A 20,214-nucleotide genomic window follows, 5' to 3' on the forward strand; every position below is an offset into this window, starting at 1 on the left:
GGCTTTTTCGCGGCTAAAGCCGCTCCCACAGCTTCTGTGCTGTGGGAGCGGCTTTAGCCGCGAAGAGGCCGGAACAGGTTAAAACGGTTACAATGCGCGCCACCGTGATTCTGCCAACAGGTGCGCCATGCAGCCCTACGCTATTGCCCCCTCCATTCTCTCCGCCGATTTCGCCCGCCTGGGCGAGGACGTCGACAAGGTCCTGGCCGCGGGTGCCGACATTGTCCACTTCGATGTCATGGACAACCACTACGTACCCAACCTGACCATCGGCCCGATGGTCTGCACGGCGCTGCGCAAGTACGGCGTGACCGCGCCGATCGACGTGCACCTGATGGTCAGCCCGGTAGACCGCATCATCGGCGACTTCATCGAGGCCGGGGCCACCTACATCACCTTCCACCCGGAAGCCTCGCAGCACATCGACCGTTCGCTGCAGTTGATCAAGGACGGCGGTTGCAAGGCCGGCCTGGTGTTCAACCCGGCCACCAGCCTGGATGCACTGAAGTACGTGATGGACAAAGTCGACATGGTCCTGCTGATGAGCGTCAACCCAGGCTTCGGCGGGCAGAAGTTCATCCCTGGCACCCTCGACAAGCTGCGCGAAGCCCGCGCGCTGATCGACGCCAGCGGCCGTGACATCCGCCTGGAAATCGACGGTGGCGTCAACGTCAACAACATCCGCGAAATCGCTGCCGCTGGCGCCGACACCTTTGTGGCCGGCTCGGCAATCTTCAATGCCCCGGACTACCAGGAAGTCATCGCCAAGATGCGCGCCGAACTGGCCCAGGCCCGCCCATGAGTGGCTTCGAGCAGCTGTTCCCGGGGACGCTGCCCAGGCTGGTGATGTTCGATCTGGACGGTACCCTGATCGACTCGGTACCCGACCTGGCCGCTGCCGTGGACCGCATGCTGCTCGAACTGGGGCGCCCACCTGCAGGCCTGGCGGCAGTACGCCACTGGGTCGGCAACGGTGCCCAGGTGCTGGTGCGCCGCGCCCTGGCAGGTGACATCGAGCATGATGCCGTGGACGATGCGCTGGCCGAAAAAGGCCTGGCGCTGTTCATGGAGGCTTATGCCGAAAGCCATGAGCTTACCGTGCTCTACCCCGGTGTGAAGGACACCCTGCGCTGGCTGCAGAAGCAGGGAGTGGAAATGGCGCTGATCACCAACAAGCCGGAGCGTTTCGTCGCGCCGTTGCTGGACCAGATGAAGATTGGCCGCTATTTCCGCTGGATCATCGGTGGCGATACCTTGCCGCAGAAAAAGCCCGACCCCGCGGCTCTGCTGTTTGTCATGCAGATGGCCGGAGTCAGCCCGCAGCAGTCGCTGTTCGTTGGCGACTCGCGCAGCGATGTGCTGGCGGCCAAGGCGGCTGGCGTGCAATCGGTGGGCCTGACCTACGGCTACAACCATGGCCGGCCGATTACCGAGGAATCCCCCAGCCTGGTGGTCGACGACCTGCGCGCACTGCTGCCCGGTTGCGCAGACCCGGCCACTGGGATAACGTTGGCGGATCTTCAAGCCTCCCAAGACAGAGAGTCCACCGTGGCGGTCACTGGCAAATTCTGGATGAAAGTCATCAAGGCCCTGGCCCGTTGGCGCTGGCGCGCCTGACTCCTGCTCGCCGGCGCCTGCCGGCCCGTCCGCTTGCCCGACCCCATTGCTGCTTGCCACGAGGCTACCCATGACCCGCGAAGAATTCCTGCGCCTGGCCGCTACCGGCTACAACCGCATCCCTTTGGCCTGTGAAACCCTGGCCGACTTCGACACGCCGCTGTCGATCTACCTGAAACTGGCTGACCAACCCAACTCCTACCTGCTCGAGTCCGTGCAGGGCGGCGAGAAGTGGGGCCGTTACTCGATGATCGGCCTGCCGTCGCGCACCGTGATGCGCGTGCATGGCTACCGCGTGAGCATCCTGCAGGATGGTGTCGAGGTGGAAAGCCACGACGTCGAGGACCCACTGGCCTTTGTCGAAAGCTTCAAGGACCGTTACAAGGTCGCCGACATCCCTGGGCTGCCACGTTTCAACGGTGGTCTGGTCGGCTACTTCGGCTACGACTGCGTGCGGTATGTGGAAAAGCGTCTGGGCGCCAGCCCGAACCCGGACCCGCTGGGCGTGCCGGATATCCTGCTGATGGTCTCCGACGCGGTGGTGGTATTCGACAACCTGGCAGGCAAGATGCACGCCATCGTATTGGTCGACCCGGCTGAGGAGCAGGCTTTCGAGCAAGGCCAGGCGCGCCTGCAAGGCCTGCTGGAGAAACTGCGCCAGCCCATCACCCCACGCCGTGGCCTGGACCTGAGCAGGCCGATGGCGGCCGAGCCGGAATTCCGTTCCAGCTACACCCGTGACGATTACGAGAACGCGGTGGGTCGTATCAAGGAATACATCCTGGCCGGCGACTGCATGCAGGTAGTGCCGTCGCAGCGCATGTCGATCGACTTCAAGGCTGCACCCATCGACCTGTACCGCGCACTGCGCTGCTTCAACCCGACGCCGTACATGTACTTCTTCAACTTCGGCGACTTCCATGTGGTCGGTAGCTCGCCGGAAGTGCTGGTGCGGGTGGAAGACAACCTGGTCACCGTGCGGCCGATTGCCGGTACTCGCCCACGTGGGGCTACCGAGGAAGCCGACCGGGCGCTGGAAGATGATCTGCTGTCGGACGATAAAGAGATCGCCGAGCACCTGATGCTGATCGACCTCGGCCGCAACGACGTCGGCCGGGTATCGTCGACCGGTAGCGTGCGCCTGACCGAGAAGATGGTGATCGAGCGCTACTCGAACGTGATGCATATCGTCTCCAACGTCACCGGCCAGCTGCGCGAAGGCCTGACGGCGATGGATGCGCTGCGGGCGATCCTGCCGGCGGGCACCTTGTCGGGGGCGCCGAAGATCCGCGCGATGGAGATCATCGACGAACTGGAACCGGTCAAGCGTGGCGTCTACGGTGGTGCGGTCGGCTACTTCGCCTGGAACGGCAACATGGATACCGCGATTGCCATCCGTACTGCGGTGATCAAGGACGGCGAACTGCACGTGCAGGCCGGTGGCGGTATCGTCGCCGACTCGGTGCCGGCGCTGGAGTGGGAAGAGACCATCAACAAGCGCCGGGCGATGTTCCGTGCCGTGGCGCTGGCCGAGCAGACCACCGCCAAGTAAATCAGTTGGGGCTGCTGCGCAGCCCTTTCGCGACAAAAGGCCGCTCCTACAAGAGATTGCGTTCCCTGTAGCAGCGGCCTTGTGTCGCGAAAGGGCCGCAAAGCGGCCCAATGATCTAAAAATCTACACTGACGCCCAGGCTCACCCCCTGTTGGGTCAACTCATCACTCTTGCGCCAGTTGTAGTTCCCGCGCAGGTGCACCCCCGCCACCAGTTCATGCGTCACCCCCAGGCTCGCCCGAGTCAGATCGCTATGGGGCGTGTACCCGGTCAACGTGAAGTCGTTGCTCGGCAACGTCGTCAGGTGCATGGTCACATCCTGTTGGTCATCCTCGAACTCATGCTCCTGCGCCACCTCGGCGAACAACCTGGTGCTCGGCAGTACCTGCACGCTGCCTAGCAGCCCTACGCCCAAGCGCCGCGAAGTCCGTTCCTGGTCATCGAAGCCCAGCGCCGTCGAACGCCCGCTCTTCTCGTCATAACCATCGACTTTTACCCGCGCATAGTCGGCACTGATGAACGGTGCCAGTTGCCAGCGGCTGCTATCGGCCGCCAGGTTGTAGCCCAGCCGGGCAGTCACGGCCCAGGCTTCACCATCGGTGTCGCCCTTCTCGCTGCGGTCGTTGACGCCAAGCGCAAAGGTGCGCTTGAGGTCGTGGTAGTCCAGATGGCCGGCGCTCAGCGCGGCATCGGCCCACCAGCGATCCTGGCGGAACTGGGCGAAGGCGCTGGCCAGGTAGCTGTCGAGCTTGTAGTCCGAGTCCTGTTCACCGGCTTCCAGTTTCTGCCGATATACGCCGCCGGCCAAGCCGAGGCGCCAAGCGTCGTTGAGCCGGTAGCTGCCACCCAGGGTCAGGTTGTAGCCATGGCCGTCAGCGCTGGCAGCACTGTGCTGGTCATCGAAGTCCAGGTTTTGGGCGCCAGTGCTGACGAAGGCTTGCCATTGGCCGATTGCCTGCCACGGTGTCTGCCACTGATTGCGCAGTTCGTCCTGGTGCGCGCGCAGGCTGGCGTGGGCCATTTCCGGCAGCAGGGTCAATTCCCATGGCGCGGAGATGATCGAGTAGGCGTAGTCGGCAATCAGTTGCTGGCCGGCGATGGTCGGGTGCACCGAGTCGTTGAACAGCAGTTTGGTCGGGTCGGGGCTGGTGCCGTTGATCCCGTAAACCGGGTTTTCCACACAGCTGTCGCCGCTGTAGCAGGTGCCAACCAGGTTCTGGCCGGTGGCCAGGCCGAACTGGGTCGGGCTGGCCAGGGCTTCGCTGAGCAATACCGGAATGTTCAGAGGGATGATCTCGGCGTCGATCCGGCTCAGTTGACTGATCAGCGACTGGTTGAACACGCTGGAGAGTTGCGTGAGTGCATTTTGCTGTGGCGTACCAGTGAAGTTTGGTGTCTGCCCAAGGTCCGGCAACAGCCAGACCATGATGTAGCGCGCGCCGCCTTGCTGCAGGGCCTGGGCGCTGGCGGCGAGGCGGGAGCCGGCCGCCGCAGCGTCGGCGGGGCTGTTGACCAGGCCCTGGAGGAAGTCGTTGCCGCCGCCGGTGAGGTAGTAGAGGGCATTCGGGTCTGCCTGCAGGCCGGTGGCCAGATAACCCGGCTTCTCGCGCAGCACGAACCCGCCCAGTGCGCTGCCTGGCGGAATCACGGTTGCGGAGGTCTCGGTGATCGAGTCAAGGATCTGCTGCGTCGTATACCCGCCGACCGCCCAGTTGTTACCGTCCGGCAGGCCCAGGGCCTGGTAGGTAGGTGAGGTCGAAGGCCCGAGTTCGGCCGGGCTGACACCCAGCCTGCCTCCCAGGATCATCGGGGACACCGGTGCATAGTTGCCACTGGCGTCGCGGTTGGTAAAGCGCATGCCCAGCGTGCCGCCGGTCAGGTCGGGAAACTGCCCGGCGTCGCTGAGGCTGTCACCAAACACGATCAGGCTGGAGTAGGGCGAGGGTGCGGCGAAGGCCTGGCTGCAGGCCAAGGCCAGTGAAGCGAGGGTAAAGCGCATCAGTGGAGCTTTTCGCATCGTTGAACATCCTTTTCATTGTTTTTATGAGGACTACCCGCTCGACCTTAGCAAATCGCTGTGCATCCCTCCCAAGTCCATTCGTTTCCCCGTGTTTACGGGCATATTGCGCCATCCGCCCCGGTAAGCTACTGTGCGTGCAAGTATGAGCGAGACTTATCCTGTGTTGATCGTCAGCAAACTCTTGATGCGCGTTATCAAGGCCCACGCCCGTTGGCGTTGGCGCGCCTGACTTTATCTCCTGCCGGCCCGTCCGGCCCGCCCCCGTTTGCCTTCCTGTCCGTTTAGCGACCGCCCTTCATGGCAAAGCCGTGTCTTTGGCCGGTGTAGGAAGGTTCGATTTTTGAAGTCAGTAGATTCAAGAGGTTTAGCCCGATGTTACTGATGATCGACAACTACGACTCATTCACTTACAACGTTGTTCAGTACCTTGGCGAGCTGGGTGCCGAGGTCAAGGTCATTCGCAATGACGAAATGACCATCGCCGAGATCGAAGCCCTCAACCCTGAGCGCATCGTCGTGTCGCCAGGCCCGTGCACGCCAAGTGAAGCGGGCGTTTCCATCGAAGCCATCCTGCATTTTGCTGGCAAGCTGCCGATCCTGGGCGTATGCCTGGGCCACCAGTCCATCGGCCAGGCTTTCGGCGGTGATGTGGTGCGGGCCCGTCAGGTCATGCATGGCAAGACCAGCCCGGTGCACCATCGCGACCTCGGCGTTTTCGCCGAGCTCAACAACCCGCTTACCGTGACCCGCTACCATTCCCTGGTGGTCAAGCGCGAAACCCTGCCTGATTGCCTGGAAGTCACCGCCTGGACCGCCCATGACGACGGTTCGGTCGACGAGATCATGGGCCTGCGCCACAAGACCTTGAATATCGAAGGGGTGCAGTTCCACCCCGAGTCCATCCTCACCGAGCAGGGCCACGAGCTGTTCGCCAACTTCCTCAAGCAGACCGGCGGCCGCCGTTAAGGATCGATCATGGATATCAAGAGCGCGTTGAGCCGCATCGTCGGCCACCTGGACCTGAGCACTGATGAAATGCGCGATGTCATGCGCCAGATCATGACTGGCCAGTGCAGCGAAGCGCAGATCGGTGCTTTCCTGATGGGCATGCGCATGAAGAGCGAGAGCATCGACGAGATCGTCGGTGCGGTCTCGGTGATGCGCGAGCTGGCCGACAAGGTCGAACTGAACAGCCTCGATGGTGTGGTCGATATCGTCGGTACCGGCGGTGATGGCGCCAACATCTTCAACGTTTCCACCGCATCGTCGTTCGTTCTCGCCGCTGCCGGCTGCACCGTGGCCAAGCACGGCAACCGCGCGGTTTCAGGCAAGAGCGGCAGCGCCGACCTGCTGGAAGCTGCCGGCATCTATCTGAACCTGACCCCGAAACAGGTCGCACGCTGCATCGACAGCTTGGGGATAGGCTTCATGTTCGCGCAGAGCCACCACACCGCCATGAAGTATGCTGCTGGCCCGCGTCGCGATCTGGGGCTGCGTACCCTGTTCAACATGCTCGGCCCGCTTACGAATCCGGCCGGAGTGAAGCATCAGGTGGTCGGCGTGTTCACCCAGGCACTGTGCCGTCCGTTGGCCGAGGTGCTGCAGCGCCTGGGCAGCAAGCATGTGCTGGTGGTGCATTCGAAAGATGGCCTGGACGAGTTCAGCCTGGCTGCGCCAACCTTCGTCGCCGAGTTGAAGAACGGCGAGATCACTGAGTATTGGGTGGAGCCCGAAGACCTCGGTATGAAGAGCCAGAGCCTGCATGGCCTGGCCGTCGAGACGCCGCAGGCCTCGCTTGAGCTGATCCGTGATGCCCTGGGCCGGCGCAAGACCGAAAACGGCCAGAAGGCCGCCGAAATGATCGTGCTCAATGCTGGCGCGGCGCTGTATGCCGCTGACCATGCCATGAGCCTGAAGACTGGCGTGGAACTGGCCCACGACGTACTGCACACCGGGCTGGCCTGGGAGAAGCTGCAGGAGCTGGGCGCCTTTACTGCAGTATTCAAGGTGGAGAACGAAGCATGAGTGTGCCGACGGTGCTGGAAAGGATCATCGCCCGCAAGTTCCAGGAAGTGGCCGAGCGCAGCGCGCGCGTAAGCCTTGCCGAACTGGAGCGCCTGGCCAAGGCTGCCGATGCCCCGCGCGGCTTTGCCAATGCGCTGATCGAGCAGGCCAAACGCAAGCAGCCGGCGGTGATTGCCGAAATCAAGAAGGCTTCGCCAAGCAAAGGCGTGATCCGCGAGAACTTCGTGCCGGCCGACATTGCCGTCAGCTACGAGAAAGGTGGGGCGACCTGCCTGTCGGTGCTGACCGATGTGGATTACTTCCAGGGTGCCGACGAGTACCTGCAACAGGCCCGCGCCGCCGTTTCGCTGCCGGTGATCCGCAAGGATTTCATGGTCGACCCCTACCAGATCGTCGAGGCGCGCGCGCTGGGTGCTGACTGCGTGCTGTTGATCGTGTCGGCGCTGGATGATGTGAAAATGGCCGAACTGGCTTCGGTGGCGAAGGATGTCGGCCTCGACGTGCTGGTCGAAGTGCATGATGGCGATGAGCTGGAGCGTGCTTTGAAAACCCTCGATACACCGTTGGTGGGGGTGAACAACCGTAACCTGCACACCTTCGAGGTGAGCCTGGAAACCACCCTTGACCTGCTGCCGCGCATTCCACGTGACCGCTTGGCAATTACCGAGAGCGGTATTCTCAATCGCGCCGATGTCGAGCTGATGGAAATCAACGAGGTCTACTCGTTCCTGGTCGGTGAGGCATTCATGCGCGCAGCGCAGCCAGGGCTGGAACTGCAGCGGTTGTTCTTCCCGGATCAGGTGAAGAAGACGGTTCAGACTCTGGACTGATCGACAGGAAGCCGGCTTTATGCCGGCTTTTTTGTATGCCTATTCTGGCCTCTTCGCGGGCAAGCCTGCTCCCACAAGTCCTATGTAGGCTTGCCCGCGAACAGGCCGTTAAACCCAACATCGAAGGTGGATCAATGACCGATCAACCCCTGGCGCTCACTGTCGAGCAAGGTTTGCATGCCGAGCAGGAGCTGCTGGCTGCCGTCTGCCGCGGCGAACGCGATTCGGGTGTGCTGTTCTGGCGCCCCACTGACCACGCGCTGGTCATGCCCCGGCGCATGAGCCGGCTGGACAACTTCGAATCTGCCTGCGCGGAGCTGGCGATTGCCGGCTGGCCGGTGCTGTTGCGTGAAACCGGCGGCGAGCCGGTGCCGCAGTCGCACTCGACGGTAAACGTAGCGCTGGTCTACGTGGCCCCACGCAGCGAAGGCGATCATGGCCGTATCGAAAGCGCCTATGAGCGCTTGTGCCTGCCATTGTGTGATGTGTTGCGTGAGTGGGGCGGTGTCGCCTCGGTGGGCGAGATCGACGGTGCCTTCTGCGATGGCCGCTACAACGTCAACCTCAATGGTCGCAAGCTGGTCGGTACGGCCCAGCGCTGGCGCCAGGGCCTGGGTGGCAAACGCCCGGTGGTGCTGGTGCATGGTGCGCTGCTGCTGGACAACGAGCGCGAGTCGATGGTCGCGGCAGTCAACCGCTTCAATGAATGCTGTGATCTGGAACAGCGCTGCCGTGCCGACAGCCATATCGCCCTGCACGAAGTGGCGCCCGAGGCGCCTTGGTTCGAGCGCCTGTCCCTTGCCTACCACGACGTGCTGGCAGCCCTGCCCAAGGATTAACGGGTGCCGTAGACCACCATGGTCTTGCCCTTGACCTGTACCAGGCTGCGCTCTTCAAGGTCTTTGAGGACGCGGCCGACCATTTCCCGCGAGCAACCGACGATACGGCCGATTTCCTGGCGGGTGATCTTGATCTGCATGCCGTCCGGGTGGGTCATGGCATCCGGTTGCTTGCACAGGTCAAGCAGGCAACGGGCCACGCGGCCGGTGACATCGAAGAAGGCCAGGTCGCCGACTTTGCGTGTGGTATTGCGCAGGCGCTGGGCCATCTGGCTGCCCAGGGCGTAGAGAATTTCCGGGTCCTGGCGGGCCAGTTCGCGAAACTTGTCGTAGCTGATCTCTGCCACTTCGCACTCGGTCTTGGCTCGGACCCAGGCGCTGCGCTGCTGCTCGCCGCCAGCTGGCTCGAACAACCCCAGCTCACCGAAGAAGTCGCCACTGTTGAGGTAGGCGATGATCATCTCGTGACCTTCGTCGTCTTCGATCAGGATGGTGACCGAGCCCTTGATGATGAACGACAGCGTGTCGGCACGGTCACCGGCGCAGATGATGTTGCTTTTGGCGGTGTAGCGGCGGCGCTGGCAGTGAACCAGCAGCTTGTCGATGTTCTTGATCTTGGCGGGTAGGGCTGAGGCAACCATCACGAAATCCTGTTCGATGCGAGGCATAGGCTCTTGTTAGACATTGTCTGACGCGACGCGCCAGTCAATTGGCGCCAGCTTATCAGACAGCGCTAGAAGTTTTGACACTAAAGCGACTCGCATTGAGCTTTTCCGACAGGCATACAAGGCTTAAGCTGACACCCTTTTGCGAAATCCAGGAGTACGGACAGATGAAGGCACGCATCCAGTGGGCCGGTGAAGCGATGTTCCTCGGTGAATCGGGGAGCGGCCACGTCGTAGTGATGGACGGCCCACCCGAGGCCGGTGGCCGCAACCTGGGCGTGCGCCCGATGGAAATGCTCCTGCTCGGCCTCGGTGGCTGCAGCAGTTTCGACGTAGTGAGCATCCTTAAGAAGTCGCGCCAGGCTGTGGAAAGCTGTGAGGCGTTCCTGGAAGCGGAACGTGCCAGCGAAGACCCGAAAGTGTTCACCAAGATTCACATGAATTTCGTGGTCAAAGGGCGTGGGTTGAAAGAGGCTCAGGTCAAGCGTGCGGTAGAGCTGTCGGCGGAGAAGTACTGCTCGGCGTCGATCATGCTTGAACGTGCCGGTGTTGAAATCACCCATGGTTACGAAATCGTAGAGCTGGGCTGAGTCCGAGATTCCGGGGCCGCAAAGCGGCCCCGGCGATCTTCCGTCAGTCGCGCAGGGCAGGTAGAGCAGTCAGCAACCATTCCGGCAAGCTGCTTCTGACGGCCTGGCTCAACTGCTCCCGCCGTTTCTGGTACGCCAACCCCAAGCCAATCACCCCCAGCCCGATCAAGGTCAGCACCACCGGGAACAGCAACGATTCGGCAAACACCTCGTAAGACAGATACCCCAGATAAGCCGCTACCCCCAGCGCCCCAAAGACCATGAACACTGGCCGGCGCAACAGCACCGCCATGCCCATCAACCCCAGGTTGATCAGGCAGTACAGCGCCTTGCCCAGTTCACTGTCGCTGTCCATCATCGTCAACCCGCCCCAGAATGCCGCCAGGCCAGCCAGGTAACCCCAATGGGCATAGTCCTCGCGGGTACGCCCGTCGACGACCAAGAATGCCAGCAGCAAGCCGAGCCCGAACCACAGTGACACCGTGCGCCGCTGTTCCCAGGAGAAGGGGGAGCCAAACACCCATTCGCTCAGGTCCATCGACATGAACCACAAGGCAACGGCAATCGGCATCACCACAAAGGGGTAGGGGACCAGGCGCAGCATCAGCAGCCCGGCAACCACGGTGGCCGCCTCCATCAGCAGCCAGCCGCCCTGCACATAGGTGTAGTACTGGTGATAGTCCGCTTGCGCATCATCCAGTGGCCACCAACCTGTCAGACGCTCGATGGCGAACACGACCAGCGGCACGATGCTGACCGCGACGGCGGCCAGCACACCGGCGGCAACGGCTTGCTTGCGGCCCTGCAGGTTGAGGGCGAACGAGGTGAGCGCAACGATATAAAGCGTGGCGATGGCCAGCAATGCCCCGTCGCCAATCGACATCCAGGCTTCGGTAAGCAGCCAGCCCATAGCGCCCATGATCAGCAGGGCGCCGAAGTAGAAGGCGACATGGGCAAGCTGGAAACTGCCACGGGCTGGCGGTTGCTGGCGCAGAAACGCTAGCAGGGCCTGGTCTTGGCCAGGCTGGAGAATGCCGGCTTGCACGGCGCGCGCCAGGTCCTTGGCGTCGATACGGTCCGTCATGTGTGCGCCCTTAGATGCGGTAGGTGCTCTTGGTCATGACCTTGGCCAGCAGGCTCATGCCGAAACGCACCGGCATCGGGAAGCGATAGCCGCCAGCTTCGAGCGCGGACTCGGCGTGCTGCTCTTCATCCACGCGCATTTGTTCAAGGATGGCGCGAGACTTTTCGTCCTGCTGGGGGAGCTGCTCCAGGTGTTCGTCCAGGTGCTTGCACACCTGATGCTCGGTGGCGGCGACGAAACCGAGGCTGACCTTGTCGCTGACCAGGCCGGCGAGGGCGCCGATGCCGAACGACATGCCGTAGAACAGCGGGTTGAGCACGCTCGGGTGGCTGCCCAGTTGGCGGATGCGTTGTTCGCACCAGGCCAGGTGGTCGATTTCTTCCTCGGCTGCATGTTCCATGGCCTTGCGCACTTGCGGCAGCTTGGCAGTCAGGGCCTGCCCCTGATACAGCGCCTGTGCGCAGACTTCGCCGGTGTGGTTGATGCGCATGAGCCCGGCAATGTGGCGGGCCTGGTTGTCATCCAGTTCTGCATCCGGCTGGATGATCGCTGGCGACGGGCGGGATGGTTGGCCGCTGAAGGGCAGCAAGGTGCGCATGGCGGTATCGGCCTGCAGCAACAAGCGGTCGAGCGGCGAGTAGTGACGTTCGGTGGCCATCGGGCACCTCCGCTGAAGTGATGCCCGACAGTTTACCTCAATCGCCCGGATGGGGCTTGCCTTGGGTCAGCCCGGCGGCCAGTTCATCTGGCGCTGGCCGAGCACGTGCATATGGATGTGGTAGACGGTCTGGCCGCCTTTCGGGTTGCAGTTCATGACCACCCGGAAGCCTTCCTCGCAGCCCTGTTCGACCGCCAGGCGCTGGGCAGTGAACAGGATATGACCGGCCAGGGCCTTGTCCTCTTCGGTCAGGTCGTTCAGGGTGCGAATGTGTTTCTTCGGGATGACCAGAAAATGCACGGGCGCCGCTGGGGCGATGTCCTTGAAGGCGAGGATCTGGTCATCTTCGTAGATGATATCCGCCGGGATTTCCCGGTTGATGATTTTGAGGAATAGATCGTCCACAGCACTTGCTCCATGGTGAGTGTCGGGCCGAGTGTACTCAGCCGGGCGCCACTCGCCCAGTGGCTATTCCATGCCGACCGGGCAGTAGCGGCGGTGGATGAAACCGGCCAGCTTGCGCGTCAGCCAGCGCGGCAGCAGGCGCGGCGCGAAGGCCAGCCAGCGGTTGCGGCGTACCGGCATGATCACTGCGCGATTTTTGGCCAGTGCACGCACGGTACACAGCGCCACTTCTTCAGGGCTCAGGCAGCGGCTGTTGCCTTCAAGCCTGGGTATGCGTCGGCGCGACGAGCGTACAGGGCCAGGGCAAAGTACCGATACCTTGATGCCGGCGGGCTTGAGCTCTTCGCGCAGCGCTTCGCTGAAATTCATCACATAGGCCTTGCTGGCGGCGTAGGTGGCCATGCCCGGGCCGGGCGCGACGGCGGCCAGACCTGCGACGTTGAGAATCTGCCCGCCACCTTGCACGGCCATCAGGTTACCAATGGCATGGCACAGGCGGCTCAGGGCGAGGATGTTGACCTCCAGCAGGTCCTGCTCGTCGGCCCATTCATGGGCCAGGAACGGACCGTAGGTACGTTGGCCGGCGCAGTTGACCAGCAGGTCGATGCGCCGCTCGCCTTCTTCCAGTTCCAGCACGAAACCGGACAAGCGCAGCGGCTGGCTGAGGTCGCAAGCGCGCAGCAGCACTTCGACGCCGAAGCGCTGGGCCAGTTCAAGCGCTACCGGTTCCAGCGTTTCTCGGTGGCGTGCCACCAGGATCAGGTTGCGCCCGCGCCGCGCCAGGGCTTCCGCCAGGGCCAGGCCCAGGCCGCTGGAAGCTCCGGTGATCATGGCGTAACGGGTCATGCAAGGCTCCTGGGGGCTGAAGAGGGCGCCTAGTGTACAGCCTGGCCAGGCGAGTTGTTGCCTTTTGCTACAAGGCTTTGCCGCGCAACGCCTGGGTACGCTCAAGGGCGTCGCGGTACTCGCCGTGCAAGCGCTCGATCAGTGTGGCGGCCGCGGGCAAATCATGTATGTCGCCCACACCTTGGCCAGCGGACCAGACGGTTTTCCAGGCCTTGGCTTCATCGTCGATAGGCTTGAGCTTGCCTTGCTCGTGCCCGGACTTCAGGGCCGCCATGTCATAGCCGGCCTGTTCCAGGCTGGGTCGCAGGAAGCTGGCCGGGATGCCGGATACGGCAGGGGTGTGAATGATGTCGGCAGCGTGGGCATCGAGCAACATCTGCTTGTAACCGGCCTGGGCATGGCTTTCCTGGGTGGCGATGAAGCGCGTACCCATGTAGGCCAGGTCGGCACCGAGCAGCTGCGCGGCGAGAATCTCGTGGCCGTGGTTGATGCAGCCGGCCAGCAGCAAGGTCTTGTCGAAGAACTGGCGAATCTCGGCCGCGAGGGCGAACGGGCTCCAGGTTCCGGCATGCCCACCGGCGCCTGCCGCCACGGCGATCAGGCCATCGACGCCGGCCTCGGCGGCTTTCTCCGCGTGCCGTCGGGTGGTCACGTCGTGAAACACCAGGCCACCGTAGCCGTGCACTGCATCAACCACTTCCTTCACAGCGCCGAGGCTGGTGATGACGATGGGCACGCGGTGCTCGACGCAGAGGGCGAGGTCGGCCTGTAACCGCGGGTTGGTCGGGTGGACGATCAGGTTTACCGCATAGGGGGCTGGCGCCTGCAGCTGCGCCAGGCCTGCTTCGATTTCTTCCAGCCAGGCCTTGAAGCCGGCGCTATCACGCTGGTTCAGTGCCGGGAAGCTGCCGACCACGCCGCTGCCGCAGCAGGCCAGCACCAACTGAGGATTGGAAATCAGGAACATCGGCGCTGCAACCACAGGCAAGCGCAGGCGTTGTTCGAGCGAAGCAGGCAGGGACATGGGTGAGGCTCCATCGTTTTATGTCAGAACGGTTTGACCACCACGAGAATCACGATGCCCAGCAGGAACAGCACCGGTACTTCGTTGAACCAGCGGTAGTACACGTGACTGCGGGTATTGTTGCCAGCGGCGAAGCGTTTGCGCTGGGCACCACAGATGTGATGGTAGCCGGTCAGCAGAATCACCAGGGTGAGCTTGGCGTGCAGCCAGCCTTGGCTCAGCCAGCCGGGGGTGAGGTAGAGCATCCAGGCGCCGAAAATATAGGTAGCGATCATTGCCGGGTTCATGATGCCGCGATACAGCTTGCGCTCCATGGTGACGAAGCGTTCCTGGCTGATGCTGTCCTGGCTCTGGGCGTGGTAGACGAACAGCCTGGGCAGGTAGAACAGGCCGGCAAACCAGCAGACCACGCTGACGATATGCAGCGCTTTGATCCATAGGTAAAGCATGGAGGGAGTTCCTTCAGGTAATCACGGTCGTCAGATAGTAGAGCCCAAGCGCCTGAAGGGGCACCCCAAGAGTTGTTACAGGCGCTTTGCGCCCCTATTATCGTGCGCTTTCCAGACGGCTCGTTGAAAAGGGGCAAGCGTTATGATCAAGGTCGGTATCGTCGGCGGCACGGGTTACACCGGCGTCGAACTGTTGCGTCTGCTGGCACAGCATCCACAGGCCGAAGTGGCGGTCATCACTTCGCGCTCCGAGGCGGGCGTGGCGGTCGCCGATATGTATCCGAACCTGCGCGGTCACTACGACGGCCTGGCTTTCAGCGTGCCGGACAGCAAGACCCTGGCCGCCTGCGACGTGGTGTTCTTCGCCACTCCGCATGGTGTCGCCCACGCCCTGGCTGGCGAACTGCTGGCTGCCGGGACCAAGGTCATCGACCTGTCTGCAGACTTCCGCCTGCAGGACGCCACCGAATGGGGCAAATGGTATGGTCAGCCTCATGGTGCTCCAGAGCTGCTCAAGGACGCCGTCTACGGCCTGCCTGAAGTCAACCGCGAAAAGATTCGCCAGGCGCGCCTGATTGCCGTGCCGGGTTGCTACCCGACCGCCACTCAGCTGGGCTTCCTGCCGCTGCTCGAAGCCGGCCTGGCCGACCCGTCGCGCCTGATCGCCGACTGCAAGTCGGGCGTCAGCGGCGCTGGCCGTGGGGCAGCGGTCGGCTCGCTGTTCTGCGAGGCTGGCGAAAGCATGAAAGCATACGCGGTCAAAGGCCACCGCCACCTGCCCGAGATCAGCCAGGGCCTGCGTCTGGCCGCTGGCAAGGACATCGGCCTGACCTTCGTGCCACACCTGACACCGATGATCCGTGGTATCCACGCCACCCTGTACGCGACCGTCGCCGACAAGTCGGTCGACCTGCAGGCGTTGTTCGAGAAGCGTTACGCCGATGAGCCGTTCGTCGACGTCATGCCGGCCGGCAGCCACCCGGAAACCCGTAGCGTGCGCGGTGCCAACGTCTGCCGCATCGCCGTTCATCGCCCGCAGGGTGGTGACCTGGTGGTGGTGCTGTCGGTGATCGACAACCTGGTCAAGGGCGCGTCGGGCCAGGCGGTGCAGAACCTCAACATCCTGTTCGGCCTGGATGAGCGCATGGGCCTGTCCCACGCTGGCTTGCTGCCGTAAGCGTTTGTTGCTTGAAAGGGCCCGCCATTGTGCGGGCCTTTTTGTTTGTCGTGTCCCGTCCTGAATAAGGTTTACACCTCCCATCCCGAATTTCCGGAGAGTCAGATGGAGCAAGGTGTAAAGCGCACACAGAGAGATTACTCACTGTCTTTTAAATTGGCGGTGGTTGATCAGATTGAAAAAGGCGAACTGACCTACAAACAGGCCCAGGTGCGGTATGGCATCCAGGGTCGGTCGACGGTTCTGGTATGGTTGCGTAAGCACGGTCGGCAGGATTGGAGCCAGGGGGCCTCGATCCGCGACGAGAGGAGCTGCGCGATGTCTGACCCCAAAACGCTCACTCCAGAGCAGCGGATCAAAGAGCTTGAGCAACAGTTGGAACTGATGAGCCAGAAGGCCCAGTTTTTTGAGACGGTCGTTGATGTTCTGAAAAATGACTATGGTGTTTCGGTCGTAAAAAAGCGATCCGGCAAGTCCTCTCGCAAGGTCAAGTCGCAGGACTGAGCATTGCCAGGGCTTGTCAGTTTCTAGGCATCAGTCGACAGGCTTACTACAAGCGCAACCGAACTGCTGATGGCAAAGAGCGCCAGGCAGATCAGGTGGTTGAGTTTGTTCAGCAAGTCCGGATGCGCCAGCCTCGTCTGGGTACACGCAAGCTGCACTATCTGCTGCATTGCCAACCTGACAAACGGTTCCAAGTTGGCCGAGATAGGCTGTTCCAGGTCTTGGGAGAGCGCCGTTTGCTGGTGCTGCCTAAGCGGGCCTACCACAAGACAACACAAAGCTTTCATCGCTTCTACCGCCATCCCAACTTACTCAAGCCGGGCCCAAGCCAAGTCGTTCCGACAAGGCCGGAGCACGTCTGGGTTGCCGATATTACTTACCTGCCCGCACGTAACGGCCCGCTGTACCTGAGCCTGGTAACGGATGCGTACTCCAGGAAAATTGTTGGCCACCACGTCCATGAAAGCCTGCATGCCGAGTCAGTGGCGCAAGCCTTCAAGCAGGCATTACGAAAGCGACGTCGTCGCCAGCCATTAGTCCACCATTCGGATCGAGGCATCCAATATTGCTCGGCGCTGTACCAGTCACTGCACCAACGGCACGATGTTCAGTGCTCCATGACTGATGGGTATGACTGCTACCAGAACGCGCTGGCCGAGCGAATCAACGGAATCCTCAAGATGGAGCTGCTGTTGAGCAGCCCTGAAGATCTTGAGCAGGCGAGACAGATGGTTGACGAGGCAGTGCAGATCTACAACACAGAACGGCCCCATATGGCCCTGAAAAACAAAACGCCCGATGCAGTGCATCGGGCGTTTTGAGGCCTGTCGGCCTACCTGAACAGGTGTAAACCTATTTCAGGACTAGACATCGCGACTAAAGCCGCACAATTCTTGACCAATTTTCTCGGAGAAGCGGATAATGCGCGTCATCGAGTTTTATGGCGGCTACTGCGCCGGGAGAATCAACATGAGCGTCGAAACCTTCACCCCCACGGCTTTGGAATTCACCCACGGTGCCGCGCAAAAGGTGAAGAACCTGGTTTCCGAAGAAGGCAATGACCGCCTGAAGCTGCGCGTGTTCGTCACCGGTGGCGGCTGCTCGGGCTTCCAATACGGTTTCACCTTCGATGAAGACGTGGCCGAAGATGACACCATTGTCGAGCGCGAAGGTGTTTCGCTGGTAGTTGACCCGATGAGCTACCAGTATCTGGCCGGTGCCGAAGTGGACTACCAGGAAGGCCTGGAAGGTTCGCGCTTCGTGATCAAGAACCCGAATGCCGCGACTACCTGTGGCTGTGGTTCTTCGTTCTCGATCTGAAGCCAGGTTGTACGAAAACGCCGCGCAATTGCGCGGCGTTTTGCATTCTGGCGTGAGCTCAGGCCGGGTAGATCGCGCCGAGTACGCGTAGCCCCTTTGCCGCCGTCACGCTTGGGCGATTGGCGGCGATACCCTCGAGGCAGCAGTGGGCGAGCCAGGCAAAGGCCATGGCCTCGACCCAGTCCGGGTCCACGCCATGTGCACCGGTGCTGGTGACCTGGGCCTGTGGCAGCAATTCAGCAAGGCGAGCCATCAGGGCGCCATTGCGAGCGCCGCCGCCACATACCAGCAGCGCCTCGGTGCCTTGCTGGGCACTCTGCAGCGACTCGATGATGGTGCGCGCGGTCAACTCCAGCAGGGTGGCCTGGACATCTTCATCACGGTAGGCAGGCAGGCGCGCCAGGTGGCTATCCAGCCAGGGCAGGTTGAACACTTCGCGGCCGGTGCTTTTCGGGCCGGTGCCGGCGAAGAACGGGTCACTCAGCAGGCTGCTGAGCAAATCACCTTGCACCGCGCCACTGGCAGCCCAGGCGCCATCGGCATCATAGGCCTGGCCACGCTTGCGCTCGATCCAGGCGTCCAGCAGCACGTTGCCTGGCCCGCAATCGAAGCCATGCACGGGCTCGTCGCACTCGATCAGGCTCAGGTTGCTGAACCCCCCCACATTGAGAACTGCCAGTCGCTGGCCGAGGTGGCTGAACAGGGTTTCATGGAAGGCAGGCACCAGTGGTGCGCCCTGGCCGCCTGCCGCCACATCGCGACGGCGGAAGTCGGCGACTACGCTGATACCGGTAAGCTCGGCGAGTAGCGCCGGGTTGCCGATCTGCACGGTGAAACCGCGCGCCGGCTCATGGCGGATGGTCTGGCCGTGGCTGCCGATGGCACGGATGGCGTCGGCCTGCAGCCCTTGCTTACCGAGCAATTGCCGTACACCTTCACCTGCCAGGCTGGCCCAGCGGTTTTCTGCCAGGGCGGCGCGGGCAATCTCGTCAGGGCCACTGCTGCAAAGGCTGAGCAGGTCCTGGCGCAGGTCGCCCGGCATCGGCAGGTAATGGGTGGCGAGCAACTGCAGCTGCTCGCCTTGTTCGATCAAGGCGATGTCCAGGCCGTCGAGGCTGGTACCGGACATCACCCCCAGGTAAAGCGCCATGGGTCAGCGCTTGTTCGCCGCGAGCATGGTGGCCTTTTCCTGGTCCATGCGGGCGATCAGTGGTTGGCTTTGCTGCAGGAAGCGCTGGCGTTCGTTCTTGGCGATCGGGTCAGCCATTGGCACCTTCTGGCTCAGCGGGTCGACGTGGACGCCGTTGACCTGGAACTCGTAGTGCAGGTGCGGGCCAGTCGACAGGCCAGTAGTGCCGATGTAACCGATGATCTGGCCCTGCTTCACGTTGCTGCCGGTCTTGATGCCCTTGGCAAAGCCCTGCATGTGACCGTAAAGGGTCTTGTAGCTGTTGCCATGGGCGATGATCACGGTGTTGCCGTAACCGCCGCGGCGGCCAGCTAGCTCGATGCGACCGTCACCTGCTGCCTTGATTGGTGTGCCGCGTGGGGCGGCATAGTCCACACCCTTGTGCGCGCGGATCTTGTTCAGGATCGGATGCTTGCGACCGGCGGAGAAGCGCGAGCTGATGCGGGCGAAGTCGACCGGGGTGCGGATGAACGCCTTGCGCAGGCTGTTGCCGTCGGCGGTGTAGTAGCTGGTGTTGCCCTGCTTGCTGGTGTAGCGCACGGCGGTGTAGGTCTTGCCGCGGTTGGTGAAGCGCGCGGACAGAATGTTGCCGGTGCCTACTACCTTGCCGTCCATCACCTTCTGTTCGTAGACCACGTCGAACTCGTCGCCAGGGCGGATATCCTGGGCGAAGTCGATGTCGTAGCCCAGGACCTTGGCCATATCCATGGTCATGCTGTGGGACAGGCCGGCGCGCTGGGCCGAGGCCGAGAGCGAACTCTTGATCACGCCGTGGGCGTAGGCGGTACGGACTACCGGCTTGCTGATCTCGCGATCGAAGGTGTAGCCCTTGGCGGTCTTGGTCAGGCGGATGGTTTCGAGGTTGCTGACCTTGCTGTGCAGGCTGGCCAACTGACCATCCTTGTCGAGTTCGAATTGCAGCACCTGGCCGTGCTTGAGCTGGCTGAACTGCTTGGCTTGTTTGTTGCTGGCCAGCAGGTCGTGTACCGCGTTGGCGGGAAGGCCGACTTTGGCGAACAGGGTAGACAGGGTGTCGCCGCGGGCTACAGTCACTTCGCGGTGACCTGGCTCCTTGGCTTCAGGCTTTTTCTCTGTGGCAGGTGCTTCTTGTGCGGCCTGCTCGGTGTTGGTTTCGGTGCCGTCGATCTGCGCGAAGGGAGAGCCCTGGTCGCCTTGAGTCTGTACCAGCGGGGCGGCGTTGGACTCGTCCTTCAGCTGCTCGGCCGGGCTTTCCAGCTCCAGGCTGAGGGTGGTCTTCTTGGCTTCGACTTCGCTGGAGGGAAATACCAGCAGTGCCAGGCTGAGCAGGGCGGCGATGCCGCTGGCGGCCAACAGATGGCTTTTCGGATAAAGCGGGGGCGCTTTAGGCGTTTCGTTGGTCATAGGTAAGGTGACTTTGAAGAAAAATGAATATGGAAAA

Annotated in this window: 21 protein-coding genes; 11 read left to right on the forward strand and 10 right to left on the reverse strand. The window is 62.2% G+C overall.

The window, feature by feature from the left end; all coding sequences use genetic code 11:
- The first annotated feature begins 127 nt into the window (after positions 1 to 127).
- From rpe to trpE, 3 genes are all read left to right on the forward strand, one after another.
- Positions 128 to 802, forward strand: a complete 675-nt coding sequence (gene rpe / locus BUQ73_RS00770; protein ID WP_027917448.1) for a ribulose-phosphate 3-epimerase — start codon at positions 128 to 130, stop codon at positions 800 to 802.
- The gene (locus tag BUQ73_RS00775; protein ID WP_079226330.1) at positions 799 to 1,617 is read left to right on the forward strand and encodes a phosphoglycolate phosphatase; all 819 of its coding nucleotides are present in this window, start codon (positions 799 to 801) and stop codon (positions 1,615 to 1,617) included. The genes rpe and BUQ73_RS00775 overlap by 4 nt, the downstream gene beginning before the upstream one ends.
- A gap of 70 nt (positions 1,618 to 1,687) precedes the next feature.
- Positions 1,688 to 3,169: an anthranilate synthase component I gene (gene trpE / locus BUQ73_RS00780; protein ID WP_079226331.1), complete on the forward strand. Its 1,482-nt coding sequence runs from the start codon at positions 1,688 to 1,690 to the stop codon at positions 3,167 to 3,169.
- Positions 3,170 to 3,284: 115 nt separating this feature from the next.
- Here trpE and estP read toward each other — a convergent pair whose 3' ends face one another.
- Positions 3,285 to 5,186, reverse strand: a complete 1,902-nt coding sequence (gene estP / locus BUQ73_RS00785; protein ID WP_079226332.1) for an esterase EstP — start codon at positions 5,184 to 5,186, stop codon at positions 3,285 to 3,287.
- A gap of 375 nt (positions 5,187 to 5,561) precedes the next feature.
- On the opposite strand from estP, the gene BUQ73_RS00790 reads away from it, so the two are divergent.
- From BUQ73_RS00790 to BUQ73_RS00805, 4 genes are all read left to right on the forward strand, one after another.
- On the forward strand, positions 5,562 to 6,155 hold the full coding sequence (locus tag BUQ73_RS00790) for an aminodeoxychorismate/anthranilate synthase component II (protein WP_079226333.1): 594 nt from the start codon (positions 5,562 to 5,564) through the stop codon (positions 6,153 to 6,155).
- A 9-nt stretch (positions 6,156 to 6,164) separates the two neighbouring features.
- Positions 6,165 to 7,214 carry an anthranilate phosphoribosyltransferase gene (gene trpD, locus BUQ73_RS00795; RefSeq protein WP_027917443.1) on the forward strand — a complete coding sequence of 350 codons (1,050 nt, stop codon included), beginning with the start codon at positions 6,165 to 6,167 and terminating at the stop codon, positions 7,212 to 7,214.
- Positions 7,211 to 8,044 (forward strand): indole-3-glycerol phosphate synthase TrpC, encoded by an 834-nt coding sequence (gene trpC, locus BUQ73_RS00800; protein WP_079226334.1) that lies wholly within the window; start codon positions 7,211 to 7,213, stop codon positions 8,042 to 8,044. The genes trpD and trpC overlap by 4 nt, the downstream gene beginning before the upstream one ends.
- A 134-nt stretch (positions 8,045 to 8,178) precedes the next feature.
- On the forward strand, positions 8,179 to 8,883 hold the full coding sequence (locus BUQ73_RS00805; protein WP_079226335.1) for a lipoate--protein ligase family protein: 705 nt from the start codon (positions 8,179 to 8,181) through the stop codon (positions 8,881 to 8,883).
- On the opposite strand, the gene crp is transcribed toward BUQ73_RS00805, so the two are convergent.
- The gene (gene crp / locus BUQ73_RS00810) at positions 8,880 to 9,524 is read right to left on the reverse strand and encodes a cAMP-activated global transcriptional regulator CRP (protein ID WP_027917440.1); all 645 of its coding nucleotides are present in this window, start codon (positions 9,522 to 9,524) and stop codon (positions 8,880 to 8,882) included. The genes BUQ73_RS00805 and crp overlap by 4 nt on opposite strands.
- A 191-nt stretch (positions 9,525 to 9,715) precedes the next feature.
- Between crp and BUQ73_RS00815 the strand changes: the two genes are divergently transcribed.
- On the forward strand, positions 9,716 to 10,138 hold the full coding sequence (locus tag BUQ73_RS00815) for an OsmC family protein (RefSeq protein ID WP_004376171.1): 423 nt from the start codon (positions 9,716 to 9,718) through the stop codon (positions 10,136 to 10,138).
- Positions 10,139 to 10,181: 43 nt separating this feature from the next.
- On the opposite strand, the gene BUQ73_RS00820 is transcribed toward BUQ73_RS00815, so the two are convergent.
- The 6 genes from BUQ73_RS00820 to hemJ form a co-directional block, all read right to left on the reverse strand.
- Positions 10,182 to 11,222 (reverse strand): DUF2157 domain-containing protein, encoded by a 1,041-nt coding sequence (locus BUQ73_RS00820; protein WP_079226336.1) that lies wholly within the window; start codon positions 11,220 to 11,222, stop codon positions 10,182 to 10,184.
- Positions 11,223 to 11,232: 10 nt separating this feature from the next.
- Positions 11,233 to 11,880 carry a 2-polyprenyl-3-methyl-6-methoxy-1,4-benzoquinone monooxygenase gene (coq7, locus tag BUQ73_RS00825; RefSeq protein WP_027917438.1) on the reverse strand — a complete coding sequence of 216 codons (648 nt, stop codon included), beginning with the start codon at positions 11,878 to 11,880 and terminating at the stop codon, positions 11,233 to 11,235.
- A gap of 66 nt (positions 11,881 to 11,946) precedes the next feature.
- Entirely contained in the window at positions 11,947 to 12,285 is a 339-nt protein-coding gene (locus BUQ73_RS00830) for a histidine triad nucleotide-binding protein (RefSeq protein WP_003255518.1), read from the reverse strand.
- A 63-nt stretch (positions 12,286 to 12,348) separates the two neighbouring features.
- Positions 12,349 to 13,131, reverse strand: a complete 783-nt coding sequence (locus BUQ73_RS00835) for an SDR family NAD(P)-dependent oxidoreductase (RefSeq protein WP_027917437.1) — start codon at positions 13,129 to 13,131, stop codon at positions 12,349 to 12,351.
- Between the two features lie 67 nt (positions 13,132 to 13,198).
- Positions 13,199 to 14,155 carry an NAD(P)H-dependent flavin oxidoreductase gene (locus tag BUQ73_RS00840; protein ID WP_079226337.1) on the reverse strand — a complete coding sequence of 319 codons (957 nt, stop codon included), beginning with the start codon at positions 14,153 to 14,155 and terminating at the stop codon, positions 13,199 to 13,201.
- A 23-nt stretch (positions 14,156 to 14,178) separates the two neighbouring features.
- A complete protein-coding gene (gene hemJ / locus BUQ73_RS00845; protein ID WP_079226338.1) occupies positions 14,179 to 14,604 on the reverse strand; it encodes a protoporphyrinogen oxidase HemJ in 426 nt (141 codons plus the stop codon).
- Between the two features lie 142 nt (positions 14,605 to 14,746).
- On the opposite strand from hemJ, the gene argC reads away from it, so the two are divergent.
- The 3 genes from argC to erpA all read left to right on the forward strand — a co-directional run bounded on the left by argC (position 14,747) and on the right by erpA (position 17,605).
- Positions 14,747 to 15,781: an N-acetyl-gamma-glutamyl-phosphate reductase gene (argC, locus tag BUQ73_RS00850; protein WP_060484764.1), complete on the forward strand. Its 1,035-nt coding sequence runs from the start codon at positions 14,747 to 14,749 to the stop codon at positions 15,779 to 15,781.
- A 105-nt stretch (positions 15,782 to 15,886) separates the two neighbouring features.
- A protein-coding gene (locus BUQ73_RS00855) for an IS3 family transposase (RefSeq protein ID WP_152031491.1) occupies positions 15,887 to 17,106 on the forward strand; the annotation gives its coding sequence in 2 pieces (ribosomal slippage) (positions 15,887 to 16,235 and positions 16,235 to 17,106; 1,221 coding nt in all).
- Positions 17,107 to 17,254: 148 nt separating this feature from the next.
- The gene (gene erpA, locus BUQ73_RS00860; protein WP_027917433.1) at positions 17,255 to 17,605 is read left to right on the forward strand and encodes an iron-sulfur cluster insertion protein ErpA; all 351 of its coding nucleotides are present in this window, start codon (positions 17,255 to 17,257) and stop codon (positions 17,603 to 17,605) included.
- A gap of 58 nt (positions 17,606 to 17,663) precedes the next feature.
- Here erpA and BUQ73_RS00865 read toward each other — a convergent pair whose 3' ends face one another.
- Together BUQ73_RS00865 and BUQ73_RS00870 are read right to left on the reverse strand one after the other, a co-directional pair.
- Entirely contained in the window at positions 17,664 to 18,755 is a 1,092-nt protein-coding gene (locus BUQ73_RS00865) for an anhydro-N-acetylmuramic acid kinase (protein ID WP_079226339.1), read from the reverse strand.
- Between the two features lie 3 nt (positions 18,756 to 18,758).
- A complete protein-coding gene (locus BUQ73_RS00870) occupies positions 18,759 to 20,177 on the reverse strand; it encodes a peptidoglycan DD-metalloendopeptidase family protein (RefSeq protein ID WP_079226340.1) in 1,419 nt (472 codons plus the stop codon).
- Positions 20,178 to 20,214 lie beyond the last annotated feature (37 nt).

It is taken from the genome of Pseudomonas putida (assembly GCF_002025705.1).
Classification (GTDB): domain Bacteria; phylum Pseudomonadota; class Gammaproteobacteria; order Pseudomonadales; family Pseudomonadaceae; genus Aquipseudomonas; species Aquipseudomonas putida_J.

Bases quoted from the DNA above. Each gene is read 5' to 3' on its own strand.
- rpe (WP_027917448.1), top strand. From the start codon at position 128: ATGCAGCCCTACGCTATTGCCCCCTCCATTCTCTCCGCCGATTTCGCC.
- BUQ73_RS00775 (WP_079226330.1), top strand. From the start codon at position 799: ATGAGTGGCTTCGAGCAGCTGTTCCCGGGGACGCTGCCCAGGCTGGTG.
- trpE (WP_079226331.1), top strand. From the start codon at position 1,688: ATGACCCGCGAAGAATTCCTGCGCCTGGCCGCTACCGGCTACAACCGC.
- estP (WP_079226332.1), bottom strand. From the start codon at position 5,186: ATGCGAAAAGCTCCACTGATGCGCTTTACCCTCGCTTCACTGGCCTTG.
- BUQ73_RS00790 (WP_079226333.1), top strand. From the start codon at position 5,562: ATGTTACTGATGATCGACAACTACGACTCATTCACTTACAACGTTGTT.
- trpD (WP_027917443.1), top strand. From the start codon at position 6,165: ATGGATATCAAGAGCGCGTTGAGCCGCATCGTCGGCCACCTGGACCTG.
- trpC (WP_079226334.1), top strand. From the start codon at position 7,211: ATGAGTGTGCCGACGGTGCTGGAAAGGATCATCGCCCGCAAGTTCCAG.
- BUQ73_RS00805 (WP_079226335.1), top strand. From the start codon at position 8,179: ATGACCGATCAACCCCTGGCGCTCACTGTCGAGCAAGGTTTGCATGCC.
- crp (WP_027917440.1), bottom strand. From the start codon at position 9,524: ATGGTTGCCTCAGCCCTACCCGCCAAGATCAAGAACATCGACAAGCTG.
- BUQ73_RS00815 (WP_004376171.1), top strand. From the start codon at position 9,716: ATGAAGGCACGCATCCAGTGGGCCGGTGAAGCGATGTTCCTCGGTGAA.
- BUQ73_RS00820 (WP_079226336.1), bottom strand. From the start codon at position 11,222: ATGACGGACCGTATCGACGCCAAGGACCTGGCGCGCGCCGTGCAAGCC.
- coq7 (WP_027917438.1), bottom strand. From the start codon at position 11,880: ATGGCCACCGAACGTCACTACTCGCCGCTCGACCGCTTGTTGCTGCAG.
- BUQ73_RS00835 (WP_027917437.1), bottom strand. From the start codon at position 13,131: ATGACCCGTTACGCCATGATCACCGGAGCTTCCAGCGGCCTGGGCCTG.
- BUQ73_RS00840 (WP_079226337.1), bottom strand. From the start codon at position 14,155: ATGTCCCTGCCTGCTTCGCTCGAACAACGCCTGCGCTTGCCTGTGGTT.
- hemJ (WP_079226338.1), bottom strand. From the start codon at position 14,604: ATGCTTTACCTATGGATCAAAGCGCTGCATATCGTCAGCGTGGTCTGC.
- argC (WP_060484764.1), top strand. From the start codon at position 14,747: ATGATCAAGGTCGGTATCGTCGGCGGCACGGGTTACACCGGCGTCGAA.
- erpA (WP_027917433.1), top strand. From the start codon at position 17,255: ATGAGCGTCGAAACCTTCACCCCCACGGCTTTGGAATTCACCCACGGT.
- BUQ73_RS00865 (WP_079226339.1), bottom strand. From the start codon at position 18,755: ATGGCGCTTTACCTGGGGGTGATGTCCGGTACCAGCCTCGACGGCCTG.
- BUQ73_RS00870 (WP_079226340.1), bottom strand. From the start codon at position 20,177: ATGACCAACGAAACGCCTAAAGCGCCCCCGCTTTATCCGAAAAGCCAT.